The sequence below is a fragment of the Amycolatopsis japonica genome, assembly GCF_000732925.1.
Lineage (GTDB): Bacteria > Actinomycetota > Actinomycetes > Mycobacteriales > Pseudonocardiaceae > Amycolatopsis > Amycolatopsis japonica.
Genome location: NZ_CP008953.1, coordinates 4,053,277 through 4,069,444 on the forward strand (window position 1 = coordinate 4,053,277; position 16,168 = coordinate 4,069,444).

A 16,168-nucleotide genomic window follows, 5' to 3' on the forward strand; every position below is an offset into this window, starting at 1 on the left:
ATCGGCAGGAACAAGGAGGAACGTGCACATGTTGGCTGCGCAGCGTCGAGACCTGCTGATAGAACGACTCAAGACCGAAGGCCGGATCGTGGCCAAGGACCTCGCCGCCGAACTCGGCGTGTCGGAGGACAGTATTCGCCGTGACCTGCGAGAACTCGCAGACGCCGGACTCTGCCAACGGGTCTACGGCGGAGCCTTGCCGGTCTCACCCGCCACCGCGGACTACGCGACGCGCATGGCGGTCAGTGTCGCGGGCAAGGAACGGATCGCGAAACGTGCAGCAGCGTTGATCCGGCTCGGCTCGACGGCCATCCTCGACGGCGGGACGACCGCGCTCGCGCTGGCGAAGGCGCTCCCCGTCGACCTCGAGGCGAAGATCGTCACGCACAGCCCCACGGTCGCGGCCGCGCTCGTCACGCATCCGCGGGTCGAGGTGTTCCTCATCGGCGGGCGGCTCTTCAAACACTCCGCCGTCACCTGCGGGGCGGCCGCGGCGGAGGCCGCGATGGGGATCAACGCCGATCTGTTCTTCCTCGGCGTCACCGGGGTGCATCCCGAAACCGGGCTCACCACCGGCGACTCCGACGAGGCCGCGATGAAACGCACGCTCGCCAAACGGGCGGCCGACACCTACGTGCTGGCCAGTTCCGAGAAGATCGGCGCGGCCTCGCCGTTCACCGTGCTCCCCCTGTCCGACGTCGCGGGCGTGATCACCGACGCCGCGCCGGACGAGCCGACGGTGAAGGAACTGGGGAAACTCGGGGTGAGCGTGCTGGGCGTCAGCCCTTCTTGGCCAGCCCGCGAAGCTGCTGCCAGCGACGCTTGAGCCCCCACAGCCCGACCAGGACGATCGCCTCGCGCACGACCGAGCCGCTCATCTTCGACTGACCGACCTCGCGTTCGGTGAAGGTGATCGGTACCTCGACGACCTCGAACCCGGCGAGCGCCGTACGGAACGCCAGGTCGATCTGGAAGCAGTAGCCGCGCGAGGCGATCTCGTCGAGCGGGAGCTTCTCCAGCACCGTGCGGCGGTACGCGCGGAAACCGGCGGTGATGTCCTTGATCTTCGTGCCGAGCGCGACCCTCGCGTAGAAGTTCGCCATCCACGACAGCGCCTTGCGCTGGAACGGCCAGTTCACCGTGCTGCCGCCGGGAACGTAACGGGAGCCGATGGACAAGTCCGCGTCCTCGAGTGCGGCCAGCACCCGGGGCAGATCCTCCGGCGCGTGCGAGCCGTCGGCGTCCATCTCGACGATGGTGGCGTAGTCGCGGGAGAGCCCCCAGCGGAATCCCGCGACGTACGCGGCGCCGAGGCCGGCCTTCTCGGTGCGGTGCATGACGTGGATCCGCTCGTCGGCCTTCGCGAGCTCGTCGGCGACGTCACCGGTGCCGTCCGGGCTGCCGTCGTCGACGACGAGGGCGTGCACGTCCGGGAGTGCTTCGAGCAGACGTTCCAGGATCGGGCCGATGTTGTCCCGCTCGTTGTACGTCGGGACCACCACCAGCACCGGGTCGATTCCCTGGGCCCCCCGCGGCGCCTGCGCCATCCGCTTTTCCTCCGTGTTCCGGCGGGTCAGCCCGCCGCTTCCCTCGTTGCCTTGGCGGCGCTCGCGCGCCGGGTGCGGAAACGGAGTACGTACCCGCCGGTAACCCCGGCGATCGCCAGGGCCAGCAGCCCGTACTCCGTCGTCACACCGAGTAGATCCGACAGCGTAGTCTGCTGCCTCAGCGGTACGCGCCCCACCAGGGAGTCTGCGGTGAACAGGCTGGTGGAGGCCTTGATCGAACCGTCGGGCGCGACGATCGCGCTGACCCCGCTGGTGGCCGAAACGATCACCGCGCGCCCGTGCTCGACCGCTCGCAGCCGCGACATCGCCAGCTGCTGGTAGCTCATCTCCCCCGGTCCGTACCAGGCGTTGTTGGTCGGCACGACGAGCAGTTCCGCGCCGTCGGCGACCGATTCGCGGGCCGGGTAGTCGAACGCGGTCTCGTAGCAGATGAAGACGCCGACCTTGGTCCCCGCGACCGACAGCGCGGCGTTGGCGCCGTCACCCGGTGTCATGTTCGCCACGCTGTCGACGAACGGCGTCACCAGCTTCGCGACCTCGCGGGCCGGGACGTACTCGCCGAACGGGACCAGCTGCTGCTTGGCGTAGCGCTGACCGGGGCCGGTCGCCGGATCCCAGACCAGCGCGGAGTTCTGGGCGGTGCCGTCGGGCAGCCGGACCAGCGCGCCGATGATCGCCTGCGTGCCGTAGTCGCGGACCATCTGGTCGACGCCGGCGTCACCGGTGCGCATGGCCATCGCGGTCTCGGGCCACACCAGCAGATCGACCTTGGTGTTGCTCGCCTTCAGCTTTTCCAGCAGGCGGGCGCTTTCGGTGAGGTGGTTGCTCCGCAGTTCGTCGCGGCGGCCTTCCAGCGCCAGGCCGATGTCCGGCGCGTTGCCCTGCACCGTGGCGACGGTGAGTTCGCCGTCCTGGGCTTCGGTGCCGATCGTCGGCCACACCGCGAGTCCCGCCACCACCGGCACCAGCGTCAGCGCCGACGTGGCGATCAGGGAACGCCGCGGATCGGCGCCCCTCAGCCGCAGGCACAGCGCCGCGAGCCCGAAACCGGTCAGCACGACGGCGAGACCGACCAGCGGAGCGCCACCGATCGAGGCCAGCGAGACGAAGGCGCCCTCGGGCTGACTGAACGCAACCCGGCCCCACGGGAAACCGCCGAACGGGAACCAGGCCCGCGGTGTCTCCAGCGCGATGATCACCAACGCGGCCCACAACGGTCCGAGCGGAAGCCTCCACACCACGGTGGCGAACGCGCCGCCGAAACCGAGGTACACCGACAGCGCCATCGACAGCGCGATCCACGGCCACGGCCCGAAATCCGGGCCGAGGAAGTCCAGCAGCCACGTCAGCAGCGGGAGGAAGAACCCCATCCCGAACACGAACGCGTAGCCGAACGCGCCCCGGAACCTGCGTCCGTGCACCACCAGCGCGAAGCCGGTGAACGCCAGCGGCGCGAGCCACCACAGCGGACGCGGCGCGAAACTGAGGTACAGCGTGAAACCCGACGCCGCGGCGACGAGGAAACGCAGGAGCCAGGCGCGGGAGAACCGCTTCCGGGGCGCCGCTTCGGGGTCCGGATCGGTCACGGTCGAGGACACCCCTGAACCCTAGGCCGTGCGGGTGAACACATCGTGGATGACCTCTCCGTCGCGGACCGTGCGCAGGCACCGGGGCAGCGTCGCCCCCTCGGCCAGGTTCGGCAGCGGGGGCACCCCCGCGCGCGGGTCGGTCGACCAGCGCTGCACCCGCGAGTCCGGCGTCGCGACGACGAGATCCTCGGCGTCCCAGATCGCGTAGTGCGCGGGAGCGCCCGGGACCAGGCTGCCGGTGACGCCGTCGTTCACTCCGGCGGCGCGGTGTCCCGCGCGGGTGTGGGCAGTGAAGGACGCACGAGCCGACAGACCCGAACCCGGCGTGCGGTGATAGGTCCCGGCGCGGACGGTGGCCCACGGGTCGACAGGTGTGACGGGAGCGTCGGAGCCGAAAGCGAGCAGGACCCCTTCGGCGGCCATGGCGGCGAAGGGGTTGAGCTTCGGAGCCCGTTCGCCGCCGAGACGGTCGACGTACATGCCGTGCTCGCCGCCCCATTCCGCGTCGAACTGCGGCTGGACCGACGCGACCACGCCCCAGCCGGCGAGCTCCTTCGCCTGACCGGCGTCGATCATCTCGACGTGCTCGAGCCGGTGGTGCCGGGCCGCCAGCGCTCGACGGCCGACGATCTTCTCCGCGCGCCGGAATCCTTCGACGACCTCGGCCACGGCGGCGTCGCCGATGACGTGGAAACCGGCCTGCAGTTCGGCCTCGGTGCAGGCGGCGACGTGTTCGGCGATGGCGGCGGCGTCGAGGTAGAGCGTTCCGGTGGTGCCGTGGGCGTCGGCGTACGGCTCGTGCAGCGCGGCCGTGCGGGAGCCGAGCGCGCCGTCGACGAACAGATCGCCCGCGACTCCCCTGGCGCCGAGCGCGCGGGCGGTGTCGACTCCGCCACGCTCCCCCCAGTAGCCGACGACCTCCGGCAGTCCCGGCTCGGACGCGAGCGTGAGCAGGTCGGTGAGGTCTTCCGCGCCGGAGATGTCCGGGCCCGCGCATTCGTGGACGCTCACGACACCGCGCGCGGCGGCTTCGGCGAGGAACGCGCGCTGGGCCTCGCGGCGCTGCTGCGGGGTGATGGCGTCGCGCATCGCGGCGCGCACGAGGTGGTGGGCGTCGCGAGTCAGCGGTCCGTCGGGCGACCAGCCCGGCGCCTCGTGCACTCCGGCGGCCAGCGCGACGAGGGCGCTGGAGACGAGCGCGGAGTGGACGTCGACCCGGCTCAGGTACACCGGGGCGCCGTTCGCGGCCTCGTCGATCTCGGCGCGGCTGGGCAGCCTGCCGTCAGTCCAGCGGGATTCGTCCCAGCCGTGTGCGACCAGCACCTGGCCGGGCCGGACGGCGTCGCGGACCGCGGCCAGGAGTTCGGCGGCGCCGCGGACGTTCGCGAGGTTCAGGCCGGTGAGGTGCAGTCCGGTCGCGGTGGCGTGGACGTGCGCGTCGACGAAGGCCGGGGCGACGAAGGCGCCGTCGAGGTCGACCGGTTCGGCGTCGGGATGCAGTGCTTTGGCCGGGCCGTCCTGCCCCACCCAGACGACGATGCCGTCGGTGATCGCCATGGCGGTGGCGTCGGGAGCCGAGGGGCTGTAGATGCGCCCGCCGAGCAGGAGCGTCGTTCGCGCGTTCGTCACCCTCCTGAGTTTGCAGCGTGCGGAAGCCCACGTGACCGGCGGGTCGGCAAGATTTCGACACACCCCGCAGGACAGGAATATTTACGTCTTCAGAACGATGTGACAGGATATTTTCACGCGTTTCCGACGACGAGGAGTACAAGTGACTGCGATCCAGGAACCGACCTCGCCGGTGGCCGCCTACGATCAGCCCTACGACTACACCCGTGTCGAGCTGACCGAACCCGACTGGCGCCGCTTCCCCGGCTGGCACGACGTGACCGAGGCAGAGTGGCGCGACGCGCAGTGGCAGCGAGTGCACTGCATCCGTAACGCCAAGCAGCTGCGCGCCCTGATGGGCGATCAGCTGGAGGAGCGCTTCTACGAGGACATGCTCGCCGACCAGCGCGAGATGGCCACGATGTCGATGCTCCTGCCGCCGCAGATGATCAACACGATGGCGCCCAACGCGGGCACCGACCCGGCGAAGGTGACCGAGGCCTGGTACGCCGACCCGATCCGCCGCTACATGCTCCCGGTGCGCAGCGACCGCGACACCGAGTGGCCGAGCCACCCGCACTCCGAGCGGGACTCGCTGCACGAGGCGGAGATGTGGGTCGTGGAGGGGCTGACCCACCGCTACCCCACCAAGGTCCTCGCCGAGATGATCTCCACCTGCCCCCAGTACTGCGGGCATTGCACCCGGATGGACCTGGTCGGCAACTCCACGGAACAGGTCGAGAAGCACAAGCTCTCGCTCAAACCGGTCGACCGCCAGGACGCGATGATCGAGTACCTGAGGAAGACCCCCGGCGTACGTGACGTCGTGGTCTCCGGCGGCGACGTCGCGAACGTGCCGTGGCCGCAGCTCGAGTCGTTCCTGATGCGACTGATGGACATCGACACCGTCCGCGACATCCGGCTCGCCACCAAGGCGCTCGCCGCCCTGCCGCAGCACTGGATCCAGCCGAAGGTCGTCGAAGGTCTCGAACGCGTAGCCGGCACCGCTCAGCGCCGCGGCGTCAACCTCGCGATCCACACCCACGTCAACCACGCCCAGTCGGTGACCCCGCTGGTCGCGGAAGCCGCCAGGACCGCGCTCGACGTCGGCGTCCGCGACGTGCGCAACCAGGGCGTGCTGATGAAGGGCGTGAACGCGACCCCTGCCGACCTGCTCGATCTGTGCTTCGCGCTGCAGGGCGAGGCGAACATCCTGCCGTACTACTTCTATATGTGCGACATGATCCCGAACGCCGAGCACTGGCGGGTTTCCGTGCACGAGGCACAGGAACTGCAGCACGCGATCATGGGCTACCTGCCCGGCTACGCCACGCCGCGGATCGTCTGCGACGTGCCCTACGTCGGGAAGCGCTGGGTCCACCAGCTCGCCGAATATGACCGCGAGCTGGGGATTTCCTACTGGACCAAGAACTACCGGACCGGGATCGAGCACGAGGACCCGGAAGCCTTGCAGCGTCGGTACCCCTACTACGACCCGATCTCCACGCTGCCGGAAGCCGGCCAGCGCTGGTGGGCCAGCCAGCCCGGCTGACTTCCGCATGTTCGTAGATGAAACCGGTGGTCCCGAACGTCGTTCGGGACCACCGGTAACGGCAAGCCGCAGACAAACCAGCCACCCGATCGATCGGCAAGTCGCGATCGACAGGTCGACCGACAGCGCAGCACTGTCTCCCGACGAGATACCGTGCTCGCCCTCACCATGAGGGTGCCCGCGTCGCACCCCAGGTCACCAACCGGTGACGCAAGGAGGTCGCCAAGATTGTGGCGGAATGCCGGACAAAGCCTGGCACGGTCTCGTCGGCGTGCTCACTCGGTTGGCGATTCGCCACCCATGATCGGCGCTCCTTTCGACATCCTGACGGCGTGGGCCCTGCTTGGCCGGCGCCGAACTGCTAATGATCGTCAGGACGCTGCCCTGGTGGGTGCGGCACGGCGATCAGTGAGAAGCGCGAGTCTTTGGGCTGGTCAATCTGACGTCGAGAAGCCCGCCCGCAGCTTCACAGCAGGCCAGCGTGGTGGAGCTTGACGACTGCGGTGGCCAGCCCGCCGAGCAGGTTGACGCCCCAGATAAGCCGGAACATCTTGTAGGCCATGTCCCGCCGCGGCTTGGTCGAGTGCCTGCTCAGCGCGACGCGAAGACAGCAGGCGGCCAGCGTGGCGACGAAGACGGCGTAGCCGCCGACGAACACCCAAACCCACATCGCGCAGTCCTCTCCCTAAATCCCAGGAGAGAACCTTCGGGGCCCGCTTCGCTTTATATTCACGCGAACTCGCCAGGTCAACAAAAACTTCCGAATTGCTAACCCCTGCAAACCCCCAAAAGGGTGAACGCCGTTGGAGGGGTGTAGTGATGTTGCGACGACCGTGTCAGTACCTCGTGGATGGCGGAATGATGGCGTTGAGAACGACGTCCCGGTCGAAGTAGGTCGTCGGTGTGCATCTTCTTTCTGGAGGATCTGGCGGGCGCGGGTCACGGCCGGAGCCCTGGCATCGGAGCAGTCGTCTCGCCGAAGAGGTCCAGCGGCGCCTCATGCGGGTGGACGCGGGTGGCCGTAGCGCCGTTCGCCGCGTCGTCGGCGGACGAGCTAAGGGCCGCCCACCAGGTCGTATGCCAGGTAACAGTCGTTGGATGCCGCGACGACCACCCTCGTCACTGTCTCTCCCGGCGGGATGGCACCAGCCGTGAAAAGGGGGTGTGAAGGTCCGAACAGGGTGAAGACGTCATCAACCTTCATCAACTGCGCGTCTCCTGCGCCTTCCGTCATGCCTAGTCCGGCACGAGGCATGCAGTAAGGCATTGCTCGCTGTTCGGGGGTTTTCTCGTCTTCGCACCATTGTGCGCCAGCGCATGTTATGGGGCTGCGGTAGTCCCTGCCGTTGTATTGGACTTGGTGTGGAAGGCCCTTGTCTTCTGGCAGGGCGTAGCCGAAGTGGTTCGCCACCTTAGAGGTGAACGCTGCTCCACAGAGCGCGCCGAGAATCGCCAACACCGCGATTGGCAGCATCACGGCACGCCGGAGGATGCGGCGTCGACGTGTCGTGGACTGTCCCTCGATGTCCTCACCGTCGTAGCGCGGCGCAGGCTCAGGTTTCTGGCCCGACATAGTGGCCCCTCTCGGCCTGGTGAATTATTGCTCACTACGGTAGCGGGCGGGGGCGCCCCCGACACCCTAGTCGCGAGGTGCGTCGGGGATGACCGCGCCAGCGGTGGTGCGGCTAGCCGGGTTGCTCCTCGCTGCGGCGAGGAGCAACCCTTCATATTTGTGGCTTAGTGATCACTCACTTTTATCCGGGCATTCCCCGTGTGTCGAAGAAGTAGAAGGCGACACGATTGCCGACTTTTTGGGACACGGTGCTCAGTGGTATGTCCAGCTGATCAGCGGTGTGGTAGGTGAGCTTGATCTTCGACCAGTCGTGGATATTGCCCGGGGCGTTCTCGGTGATCACCATAAGGTGGTCGACATGGCCGTCGGCAACTCCGTTTTCCCAGTCCGCGGATACTACGTCGGCGATCAGGGGAGTTTCACCTCCGTAGTTACGCAGGCGCCGGCTGTGGTAGAAGCCGAAGTCCGAGAATTCGTGGGCGATGGTCCAAGTCCTACTGTGCGAAAATCTGTTGTACTGGAACCACTTGTCGGGACCGTCCGGCCCCGGGCTACCGACGTCGGTCCACCCTCCGGCGCGCATGACCTGGGAGACGAAGTTGGTGCAGTCGTTGCCATAGCGCTCGTACGCAGGGTTGTAATTGATGGCGAACGTGCGGGCGTAGCGGACCGCGGTCTGGCGGTCGATCGGTACACCCCCGTTGAGGCCGGCAGACGGGGAACTACTGAAGGGCTGTGCCCCGGGATAGTTCGGCTTGATGTCCTTGGAGAGCAGGGATTCGCTGGCCAGATCACGCGGTGTGGCCGGCTGCAGCTTGACCGGGTTCTCATACGGGACTGGATCGGGCGCGTCAGCTGGGACATCCAGGGCGTCAGAGGTGAGGATCCAACTGGATCCTTGACGCTGAAACTCGAGCACGTGCGGAACTCGGTAGCGGGTCGCGTCCGCCGAGTCCGGCGATTCACGTTTCGCGAACACCAACCGAGTCAGCTCCTGCACCGTGACGCGGGCGGCATCGCCGGTGACCGTTACCGTCGGAGACATCAGCTCGACGACTGCGTTGCTGTACTGGGCGTAGGTGCCGACGGTCGTAGCCCGCAAGCGATCCAGCGCGGGGATCTCCGTGGCCAGCCGAGCCGCGAGGGAGCTGGTCGTCGATACCGACGTCAACGATGCGGCCGCCAGGGCCATGGGCCGGGAATCTGTGACCCGGCTGGCCCGGTCCTGCAGGTACTGCTGGGTCAGTGCCAGCAGTACCTCGGGCTCATCGCCAGGTGCAGCTTGCGCGGTAGACGTCAAGCAGAGTGGCGCGACCACCGCCGCGGTCGCGGCCAGTGCCGCGACTCGTGTTCTGTTTCTTTCCATGCCAAATAAGCGCACAAAACCTCCCAAAATAATTCTCTACCATAATTCGGGACATCGACAATTCAGCTCGCCGAAGTGTACGAAATCGACCTACGGCCGACCTATTTGAGTCGACAGCACCCGAGAAACGCCTTGCCAGATAGGCGTGGAATCAATACCTGGGCGAGCGCGTGACAAGCACTTTGAGCGAAGGTCCTTACACTGCACCCCAGGCCGTCAACTACCGACACACTTACTCAGCGCAAATCCCCCTTTGCGACCGTCAACAGAATGATCGCGATCATCGCCAACTAGCATCGTTCACAACAAAACCCCAGATGGAACGCGTCATGAACTCGACTCCTCAAGGAACCTAGCGCCCAGTAAAGACTCGACGTAACCCCTTTGAGTGTTGATCACTCGAATGGACCAGATTTTCGAAACAGTGCCCTTTTGCGGAAAAAAGATTCCCTGGCGTGGTTTTCTGTGGATTTCATAGCGAAGATAGTCTTGTTTACGCCAGGGCCGCACGCCGACCGACGAAAGCTCGGTGACGGACGAGTGGGCCCACAGGGCCTCCAGCAGCGGTCTGATCACCGCGGCAGCCGGCGCTGCGGTGGACGGCACCGAGATCCGTGCGCGGGACGGCTTGGTCATCAACCTCGAAGCCGAGTGGGCGGTCGTGCCGCCCACTCCGCCCTGGTGCGCCCGGTCGACCCCTGCGCCCCTGCCGCGGCCGGGGCGCCGAGCAGCACCACGCCCCGGCCTGGGCAGACGCCGAAGAGTGGGCGGCGATGGCCGGGCTCGCCGTTCAGGAAACCGGAACGTTCGACTGGTCAAACGCCACTGGGCACGAATGGCTCGGCCATGAGCTGTGGGACCGCTTGTCCTATGTGCGCTCAGCGGAATGGGCGGACAGCCCAGGAACTGGTCCGTGCGGACGCCGTCGCCGCCTGGCCACCGATCCAACTGCTGGCGCTGCTGATCAGCAGTCCCGCATCGACCTGTGACGGTCTGAGCTTACTTCTCCATGGACCTGGCACCCAGCGTGATGCGCGAGCCGAGCCGGGCGCGACCGTGGCATGGTTGGACAACGAGTCCCCGAGACCGCGCGGTCAGTACGGCCACTTCAATGAACCGCTCCTGTTCCACGCACTCGGCTGGCACTCAGACCGCCAACCAGCGCTGGACACGCTGCACGCGGGCTAAATCGTGCCCCGAACCGTCAGGGCGGCACGTGATCGATGCCCGCCGAGCTCTCACCCTTCCCGCTGCGGCCCGCCACATGTGCGGCATCGAACCCGATCGGCCTCTCGTCCTCGCCGCCTCGATCCGCGGACAGCTGCTCTTCGTCCACCCCCGCCACCTCCTGACCGAGCACAACCGCGACGTAACGGGACTGGATCATGACGCCTGACCCGACCTGGGTCCTCGCCGCCAACGACCCGATCTTGGTCCGTCGCTCGCTTACGCGGATTGGCATGGCACGGCCCGCGTCTCGAGGGACATGGCCGGCGTAACGCACAGAGCAGCACACACGACTACGAATCACCTCGTGCCAAGGAGCATCCTCATGATCAAGGGCGTCGCCCTCTTCACCGCGGCGGCCGCGGCGGCGGTCACCCTCACCGCCTGTTCCGGTCGTGACGTCGGCGATCTCGCCGTCGGTGTCACGACTCCCGTCCCCGCTTCGACGCCCAGCTACACGCCGCAAGCGTCGTGCCCTCCGTTGCAGACCGGACAGTCATGCATCAACGGGCAACTGGTCCAGTCCAGCCCGACCAGTGAAGCTCCGCAGCCACCGCCCCAGGTCGAATCCAGTCCAGCCAGCAAGGCTCCGCAGTACCCGCCTCAGGTCGAACAGGCCCGCGGGTCCGCGGAGTCGTATCTCGACTACACCGCCTTCTCGCGAAACGGCTTGATCGATCAACTGTCCTCGAAATACGGAGACAGCTACCCGAAGAACATCGCCACCCAGGCAGTGGACAGCCTGGATGTCGACTGGAACGCGCAGGCAGCCAAGGCGGCACAGTCCTACCTGGACTACACCTCGTTCTCGTGCACCGGCCTGATCCAGCAGCTGTCGTCAAGGTACGGCGGGCAATTCACCAACGCCCAGGCCAAGTTCGGCGCACACCAAACGAAGGCCTGCAAATGAGGTCTCTGCGATGCCCGGACAGGGCGACACAGAGGTCGCGACTGGGTGTGACACAGTGCAAGTTTCCTCACTCCCCCAATCTGGCTCACGACAGCGCTATTAGCCTCAGTTAACGGGCGACAGGTCTCCGGCATACGAGCTTCGAAACGCATCGAACCACGCCGGACCACCAACAACCTCGGACCTCTCACCCGACATCGCTCACCCAATCAAGCGATAGGACGTTCGCGACAGCGAACACAGCAGGTGAAGTGCGCATCAAGGCGACGCCCCATGCCAAACTTCGCTTACTGCGACATGATCCCCAACGTCGAGCACTGGCGCGTTCAGTGCACGAAGCACAGGAACTGCAGCAGGCGATCATGGGCTACCTGCCCGGCTACGCAACCCCGCGGATCGTCTACGACGTGCCGTACGTCGGGAAGCGCTGGTGGCGCGAGCAGCCCCCGATGGCCTGACCGGCCGGCTCCTCGGATAGGTCCCGGAGGGGGCGTTCAGGCTCATGCGAGCGTTGAACGCCCCCTCCGCTCCGCAGAACGTCAATCGGTTCACGCGAACGAGTGAAAGCTCATCAGCCTCTGTGAGGCTGCGGGGACTATGGGCGGCATCTTTGGCCGACGTGACGTGATCTGCGGAGGTTTCGTGTCGCCTGATGCGTTGCATCGCACTGTTCTGGTTGTGGACGTGGAGCGATTCAGCGGCCGGAAGAACCCGGAACAGAGGAACGTGCGCAGCGCCCTCTATGCGGCCTTGGGTCACGCGCTCGGCTCGCACTGGAACACCTGCTACCACGAAGACCGGGGTGACGGTGTGCTTCTTCTGGCACCGGCGGAGATTCCGAAGCGGCTGTTCGTCGAGCAGGTGCCCGGTCGTCTGGTGAAAGCGTTGAACAGGCACAACCGGGCGCACGGGACCGGCGAACAGATCCGGCTGAGGATGGCGGTGCATGCCGGGGAGGTTCTGCTCGACGCGCACGGCGCGACCGGCGTCGCGATCAACCACACGTTCCGGTTGCTCGACGCTTCGCCGTTGAAGGATGCCCTCGCCGGATCGGCCGGCGTGCTCGCGGTGATCACCTCCGACTGGTTGTTCCGTGAAGTGGTCTGGCACAGCGCCGCCGACGAGACCCGCTATCGGCCCCAACGCATCCGGGTCAAGGAAACGGAGGCGCTGGGGTGGATCTGCCTGCCGGACGACCCGTACCCGCCCGACGTCAGCCAAGCGGAATGGCCGGGAGACGTCTGCCCCTATCCGGGTCTGCGCGCGTTCCAACCTGACCAAGCGCGGTGGTTCTTCGGCCGCGAGGCGACCTTGTCGGTGTTGATGGACAAGATCGATCACCGCGGCGGGCCGGTCTTCGTCGTCGCACCGTCCGGCGTCGGCAAGTCGTCGCTGCTTCGAGCAGGCGTGACGACCGCGGTGGCCGGCAGCGGACGCCCATGGCTCTTGCTCACCCCGGCGAAGAAGCCCTGCGAAACACTGGCACAGCAGGTCGCGCAGCTCATCGGCGGCGACGTGGATGCCGTGCTCTCGGCGGTCGGATCCGATCCCGCCCTGCTGGCGAGCATGCTGCCTGACGGGACCGTCGTCGTGGTGGACCAGTTCGAAGAGGTGTTCACCCTCTGCGCCGGCGAGTCCGAGCGGCGGCGTTTCATCGCCGCACTGATCGCGATGCGTGCCGTTCTCGGGGTGCGGGGCGACTTCTACGACCACTGCCTCGCCGACGATCAGCTCGCGAAGTTCCTGCCGGCAAGCCAGTTCAACCTCCAGGCGATGACTCCGGCCGGGTTGCGAGCGGCCATCGAGCGCCCGGCTCGGCAGATCGGCGTCGACGTCGAGCCGAGCCTCGTCGAAGTCCTCCTGCACGAGATCGGGACGGACGCGGGCGGGCTCCCCCTGCTGGCCCACGCGTTGGCCGTCACCTGGCAGCGGCGCACGGGCGACAAGCTGACCTTGGCGGATTACGACCGGACCGGGCGGATCCACGGCGCGATCGCGGCTACCGCGGACGAGGCCTACGCGCGTTGCTCCACGACCGAGCAGCGCGTGATCTTCCAGCACATCCTTATGCATCTGGTCGTGGTCAGGCACGACGCACCGCCCGCCAGGCGGCGCGCGGATCCGGCCGACCTCGTCAAGGGTTTCGACGCACCGCGGACCGCCGAGACGGTGCTCGGCTGGCTGATCGAGAAACGTCTGGTCACGCTGGACGACAACGCCGTCGAGCTTTCCCACGAAGTGCTGCTGCGGGCGTGGCCGCGGCTCGGCACCTGGATCGAGACGGGCCGCAACGATCAGGTCATCCGGCAACAGTTGATCGAGGCCGCCGAACAATGGGAGAGAGAAGGGAAACCGGTCGGATCGCTGTATCGCGGCGATCGGCTGGCCATCGCGAGGGGGTGGCAGTCCAGGAGTGAGCACCGCGCCGCCCTCACGCCGCTCGGAGCGGCCTTCCTCGGCGCTTCGATCCGGCACGAAAGCCGACGGAGAAGAGTTCGTCGAACCGCGGTCACCATGCTGGCCGTTCTCAGCCTCGTCGCGTCCCTTGCCGCTGTGTACGCCTTCCAGCAACGCGACATCGCCCACGAACAACGTGACGCCGCGATCTTCAACAAGGTCACCGCCGAGGCGAACCGGATACGGGCCGTCGACGTGTCGCTCGCGGCCCAGCTCGATCTCGTCGCCCACCGGATGCGCCCGGCCGATCCGGACACGGGCACCCACTTGATCGTCGACGCGAACGCGCCGCTGTCCGCCATGTTGCCCTCGGGCAGCAAGGGCGCCGGTGTGGTGGCGTTCAGCCCCGATGGGCGAACGCTCGCCACCGGCAGCGGCAGCGGTGACAGACTCGTGCGGCTGTGGAACGTCGCCGACCCGGCCCGCCCGGTGCTGCTGAACGAAACCATCAGTCACGGCGAAGCGACCCGTGCGCTGGCGTTCAGCCCGGACGGCCGCACTCTGGGCACTGGCGGCGCCGACAACACGGTGCGGCTGTGGAACGTCACCGACCCGGCCCGCCCGGAGGCGCTCGGCCCGCCGATCACGGGGCACACCAAGTCGATCCGGTCGTTGGCGTTCAGTCCTGACGGGCGGACGCTGGCCAGCGCGGGCGAAGACCGGACCGTCCGGCTGTGGAACGTCACCGACCCCGTTCGGCACTCGGCCATCGGCCTGCCGATGGCCGGGCACACCGACACCATCTACTCAGTGGCGTTCAGTCCTGATGGCCGGACTCTGGCCACCGGCAGCGATGACCGGACCGTGCGGCTGTGGGACATCGCCGCGCCGGACCGGGCCGAACCCTCCGGGTCACCGTTGACCGGACACACCGGGGCCATTCATTCGGTGGCGTTCGGTCCCGATGGACGGACGCTGGCCAGTGCGAGCAACGACCGGACGGTGCGGCTGTGGAACGTCACCGACCCGGCTCGCCCGGTGGCGCTGGGCCGGCCGATCACGGGGCATGCCGGCGCGATCTGGTCGTCGGCGTTCGGGCCCGACGGGCGGACACTGGCCACCGGCGGCGACGACTACACCGTGCGGCTGTGGGACGTCGCCGATCCAGCCCACCCCACACCCATCGGCGCGCCGATCACCGGACATGCCGACGGCGTGCGGTCGATGGCGTTCAGCCCGGACGGCCGCGCCCTGGCCACCGCCGGCGGCGACCGGGCGGTAAGGCTCTGGAACATCCCCAGCACTGTCCTGACCGGACATACGAGCGAAGTCAAAACGTTGGCGTTCAGCCCGGACGGGCGCATCCTCGCGACCGGCGGCGGCGACCGGACCGTCCGGTTGTGGACGACGGCGGATCGGCGGCAGCTGGGCGGGCCACTCACCGGCCACCAGGGCGACATCAACACCTTGGCGTTCAGCCCGGACGGGCGCATCCTGGCCACCGGCGGCGGCGACCGGACCGTGCGGCTGTGGAACGTCGCCGATCCAGCCCACCCCACACCCATCGGCGCGCCGATCACCGGGCACACCGACGGCGTCCGATCGGTGGCGTTCAGTCCGGACGGCCGCATTTTGGCCACCGGCGGCGACGTGAAGGACGAGAACGCGGCGCGGTTGTGGGACGTCGCCGACCCGGCCGAACCCGTGCTGCTGGCCAGGATCGTGATCGGATCGGACGCCAACGCCTTGGCGGTGGCGTTCAGCCCGGACGGAAGAACCCTCGCGACGGGCACCGAATACAGCGACGTCGCGGTGTGGTTGTGGAACGTTTCCGATCCGGCCAAGCCCACGTTGCTGACCGGCCCCCTCAAAGGGCACAAGGACGACGTCCGCCGGGTCGCGTTCAGCCCGGATGGGCGGACCTTGGCCAGCGGCAGCGACGACGAGCAAGTGCGGCTGTGGGACGTCACCGATCCCGCTCACGCCACACCGCTCGGCGAACCCCTTGCCGGCCACACCAACCCCGTCTCGGGGGTGGCGTTCAGCCCGGATGGACAGACGCTGGCCAGCAGCAGCAGTGACAACACCGTGCGGCTCTGGCGGACAGCCGAGCGGACGCAGTCGGGTCAGCCGCTCACCGGGCACCAGGCCGACGTCGACACGGCGGCGTTCAGCCCCGATGGCGCCACCCTCGCCACCGGCGGCCGCGACCACACCGTGCGGCTGTGGGACATGACCGTTCCCCGAGCCATCCACAGCATCTGCGCCATCACGGGGAACACCCTCACTCGCGAGATGTGGGACAAGTTCGTGTCGGCCGAGCTGCCGTACAGCCCGCCGTGTTCCTGAGATGCGACGCGTGTGGGGAGGATTTGGGA

General features: G+C 67.5%; 12 protein-coding genes and 1 pseudogene. 6 read left to right on the plus strand and 7 right to left on the minus strand.

Annotated elements, in window-relative coordinates; all coding sequences use genetic code 11:
• The first annotated feature begins 28 nt into the window (after window positions 1-28).
• Complete coding sequence (locus tag AJAP_RS18930; protein ID WP_038513523.1) at window positions 29-826, plus strand: DeoR/GlpR family DNA-binding transcription regulator; 798 nt, start codon at window positions 29-31, stop codon at window positions 824-826.
• Here the strand turns inward: AJAP_RS18930 and AJAP_RS18935 are convergent.
• From AJAP_RS18935 to AJAP_RS18945, 3 genes are read right to left on the minus strand one after another with little or no spacing between them, the layout of a single operon-like run.
• Complete coding sequence (locus AJAP_RS18935; protein WP_038513525.1) at window positions 780-1,547, minus strand: polyprenol monophosphomannose synthase; 768 nt, start codon at window positions 1,545-1,547, stop codon at window positions 780-782. The two genes, AJAP_RS18930 and AJAP_RS18935, sit on opposite strands and share 47 nt — an antisense overlap.
• Before the next feature lie 26 nt (window positions 1,548-1,573).
• Window positions 1,574-3,166, minus strand: a complete 1,593-nt coding sequence (gene lnt, locus AJAP_RS18940) for an apolipoprotein N-acyltransferase (protein ID WP_038513527.1) — start codon at window positions 3,164-3,166, stop codon at window positions 1,574-1,576.
• A 9-nt stretch (window positions 3,167-3,175) separates the two neighbouring features.
• Window positions 3,176-4,786 (minus strand): amidohydrolase, encoded by a 1,611-nt coding sequence (locus AJAP_RS18945; RefSeq protein ID WP_038513531.1) that lies wholly within the window; start codon window positions 4,784-4,786, stop codon window positions 3,176-3,178.
• Between the two features lie 142 nt (window positions 4,787-4,928).
• Here AJAP_RS18945 and AJAP_RS18950 point away from each other — a divergent pair, with 142 nt between their 5' ends.
• Window positions 4,929-6,317 (plus strand): KamA family radical SAM protein, encoded by a 1,389-nt coding sequence (locus AJAP_RS18950; RefSeq protein WP_038513533.1) that lies wholly within the window; start codon window positions 4,929-4,931, stop codon window positions 6,315-6,317.
• A gap of 466 nt (window positions 6,318-6,783) precedes the next feature.
• Here AJAP_RS18950 and AJAP_RS18955 read toward each other — a convergent pair whose 3' ends face one another.
• The 3 genes from AJAP_RS18955 to AJAP_RS18960 all read right to left on the minus strand — a co-directional run bounded on the left by AJAP_RS18955 (window position 6,784) and on the right by AJAP_RS18960 (window position 9,256).
• Complete coding sequence (locus AJAP_RS18955; RefSeq protein ID WP_038513535.1) at window positions 6,784-6,987, minus strand: hypothetical protein; 204 nt, start codon at window positions 6,985-6,987, stop codon at window positions 6,784-6,786.
• A gap of 384 nt (window positions 6,988-7,371) precedes the next feature.
• The gene (locus AJAP_RS43020) at window positions 7,372-7,890 is read right to left on the minus strand and encodes a hypothetical protein (RefSeq protein ID WP_228694981.1); all 519 of its coding nucleotides are present in this window, start codon (window positions 7,888-7,890) and stop codon (window positions 7,372-7,374) included.
• Window positions 7,891-8,071: 181 nt separating this feature from the next.
• Complete coding sequence (locus AJAP_RS18960; protein ID WP_148311530.1) at window positions 8,072-9,256, minus strand: amidase domain-containing protein; 1,185 nt, start codon at window positions 9,254-9,256, stop codon at window positions 8,072-8,074.
• A 773-nt stretch (window positions 9,257-10,029) separates the two neighbouring features.
• Between AJAP_RS18960 and AJAP_RS43655 the strand changes: the two genes are divergently transcribed.
• Window positions 10,030-10,245: a hypothetical protein gene (locus AJAP_RS43655; RefSeq protein ID WP_148311531.1), complete on the plus strand. Its 216-nt coding sequence runs from the start codon at window positions 10,030-10,032 to the stop codon at window positions 10,243-10,245.
• Between the two features lie 215 nt (window positions 10,246-10,460).
• On the opposite strand, the gene AJAP_RS44815 is transcribed toward AJAP_RS43655, so the two are convergent.
• Complete coding sequence (locus AJAP_RS44815) at window positions 10,461-10,643, minus strand: hypothetical protein (protein ID WP_148311532.1); 183 nt, start codon at window positions 10,641-10,643, stop codon at window positions 10,461-10,463.
• Between the two features lie 165 nt (window positions 10,644-10,808).
• On the opposite strand from AJAP_RS44815, the gene AJAP_RS43025 reads away from it, so the two are divergent.
• The 3 genes and pseudogenes from AJAP_RS43025 to AJAP_RS18975 all read left to right on the plus strand — a co-directional run bounded on the left by AJAP_RS43025 (window position 10,809) and on the right by AJAP_RS18975 (window position 16,139).
• The gene (locus AJAP_RS43025) at window positions 10,809-11,393 is read left to right on the plus strand and encodes an Ltp family lipoprotein (protein ID WP_174492030.1); all 585 of its coding nucleotides are present in this window, start codon (window positions 10,809-10,811) and stop codon (window positions 11,391-11,393) included.
• Window positions 11,394-11,675: 282 nt separating this feature from the next.
• Window positions 11,676-11,824, plus strand: a pseudogene (locus AJAP_RS45095) (lysine 2,3-aminomutase); the annotation flags it as partial.
• A 247-nt stretch (window positions 11,825-12,071) separates the two neighbouring features.
• Window positions 12,072-16,139 carry a WD40 repeat domain-containing protein gene (locus AJAP_RS18975; protein ID WP_051972506.1) on the plus strand — a complete coding sequence of 1,356 codons (4,068 nt, stop codon included), beginning with the start codon at window positions 12,072-12,074 and terminating at the stop codon, window positions 16,137-16,139.
• Window positions 16,140-16,168: the final 29 nt, after the last annotated feature.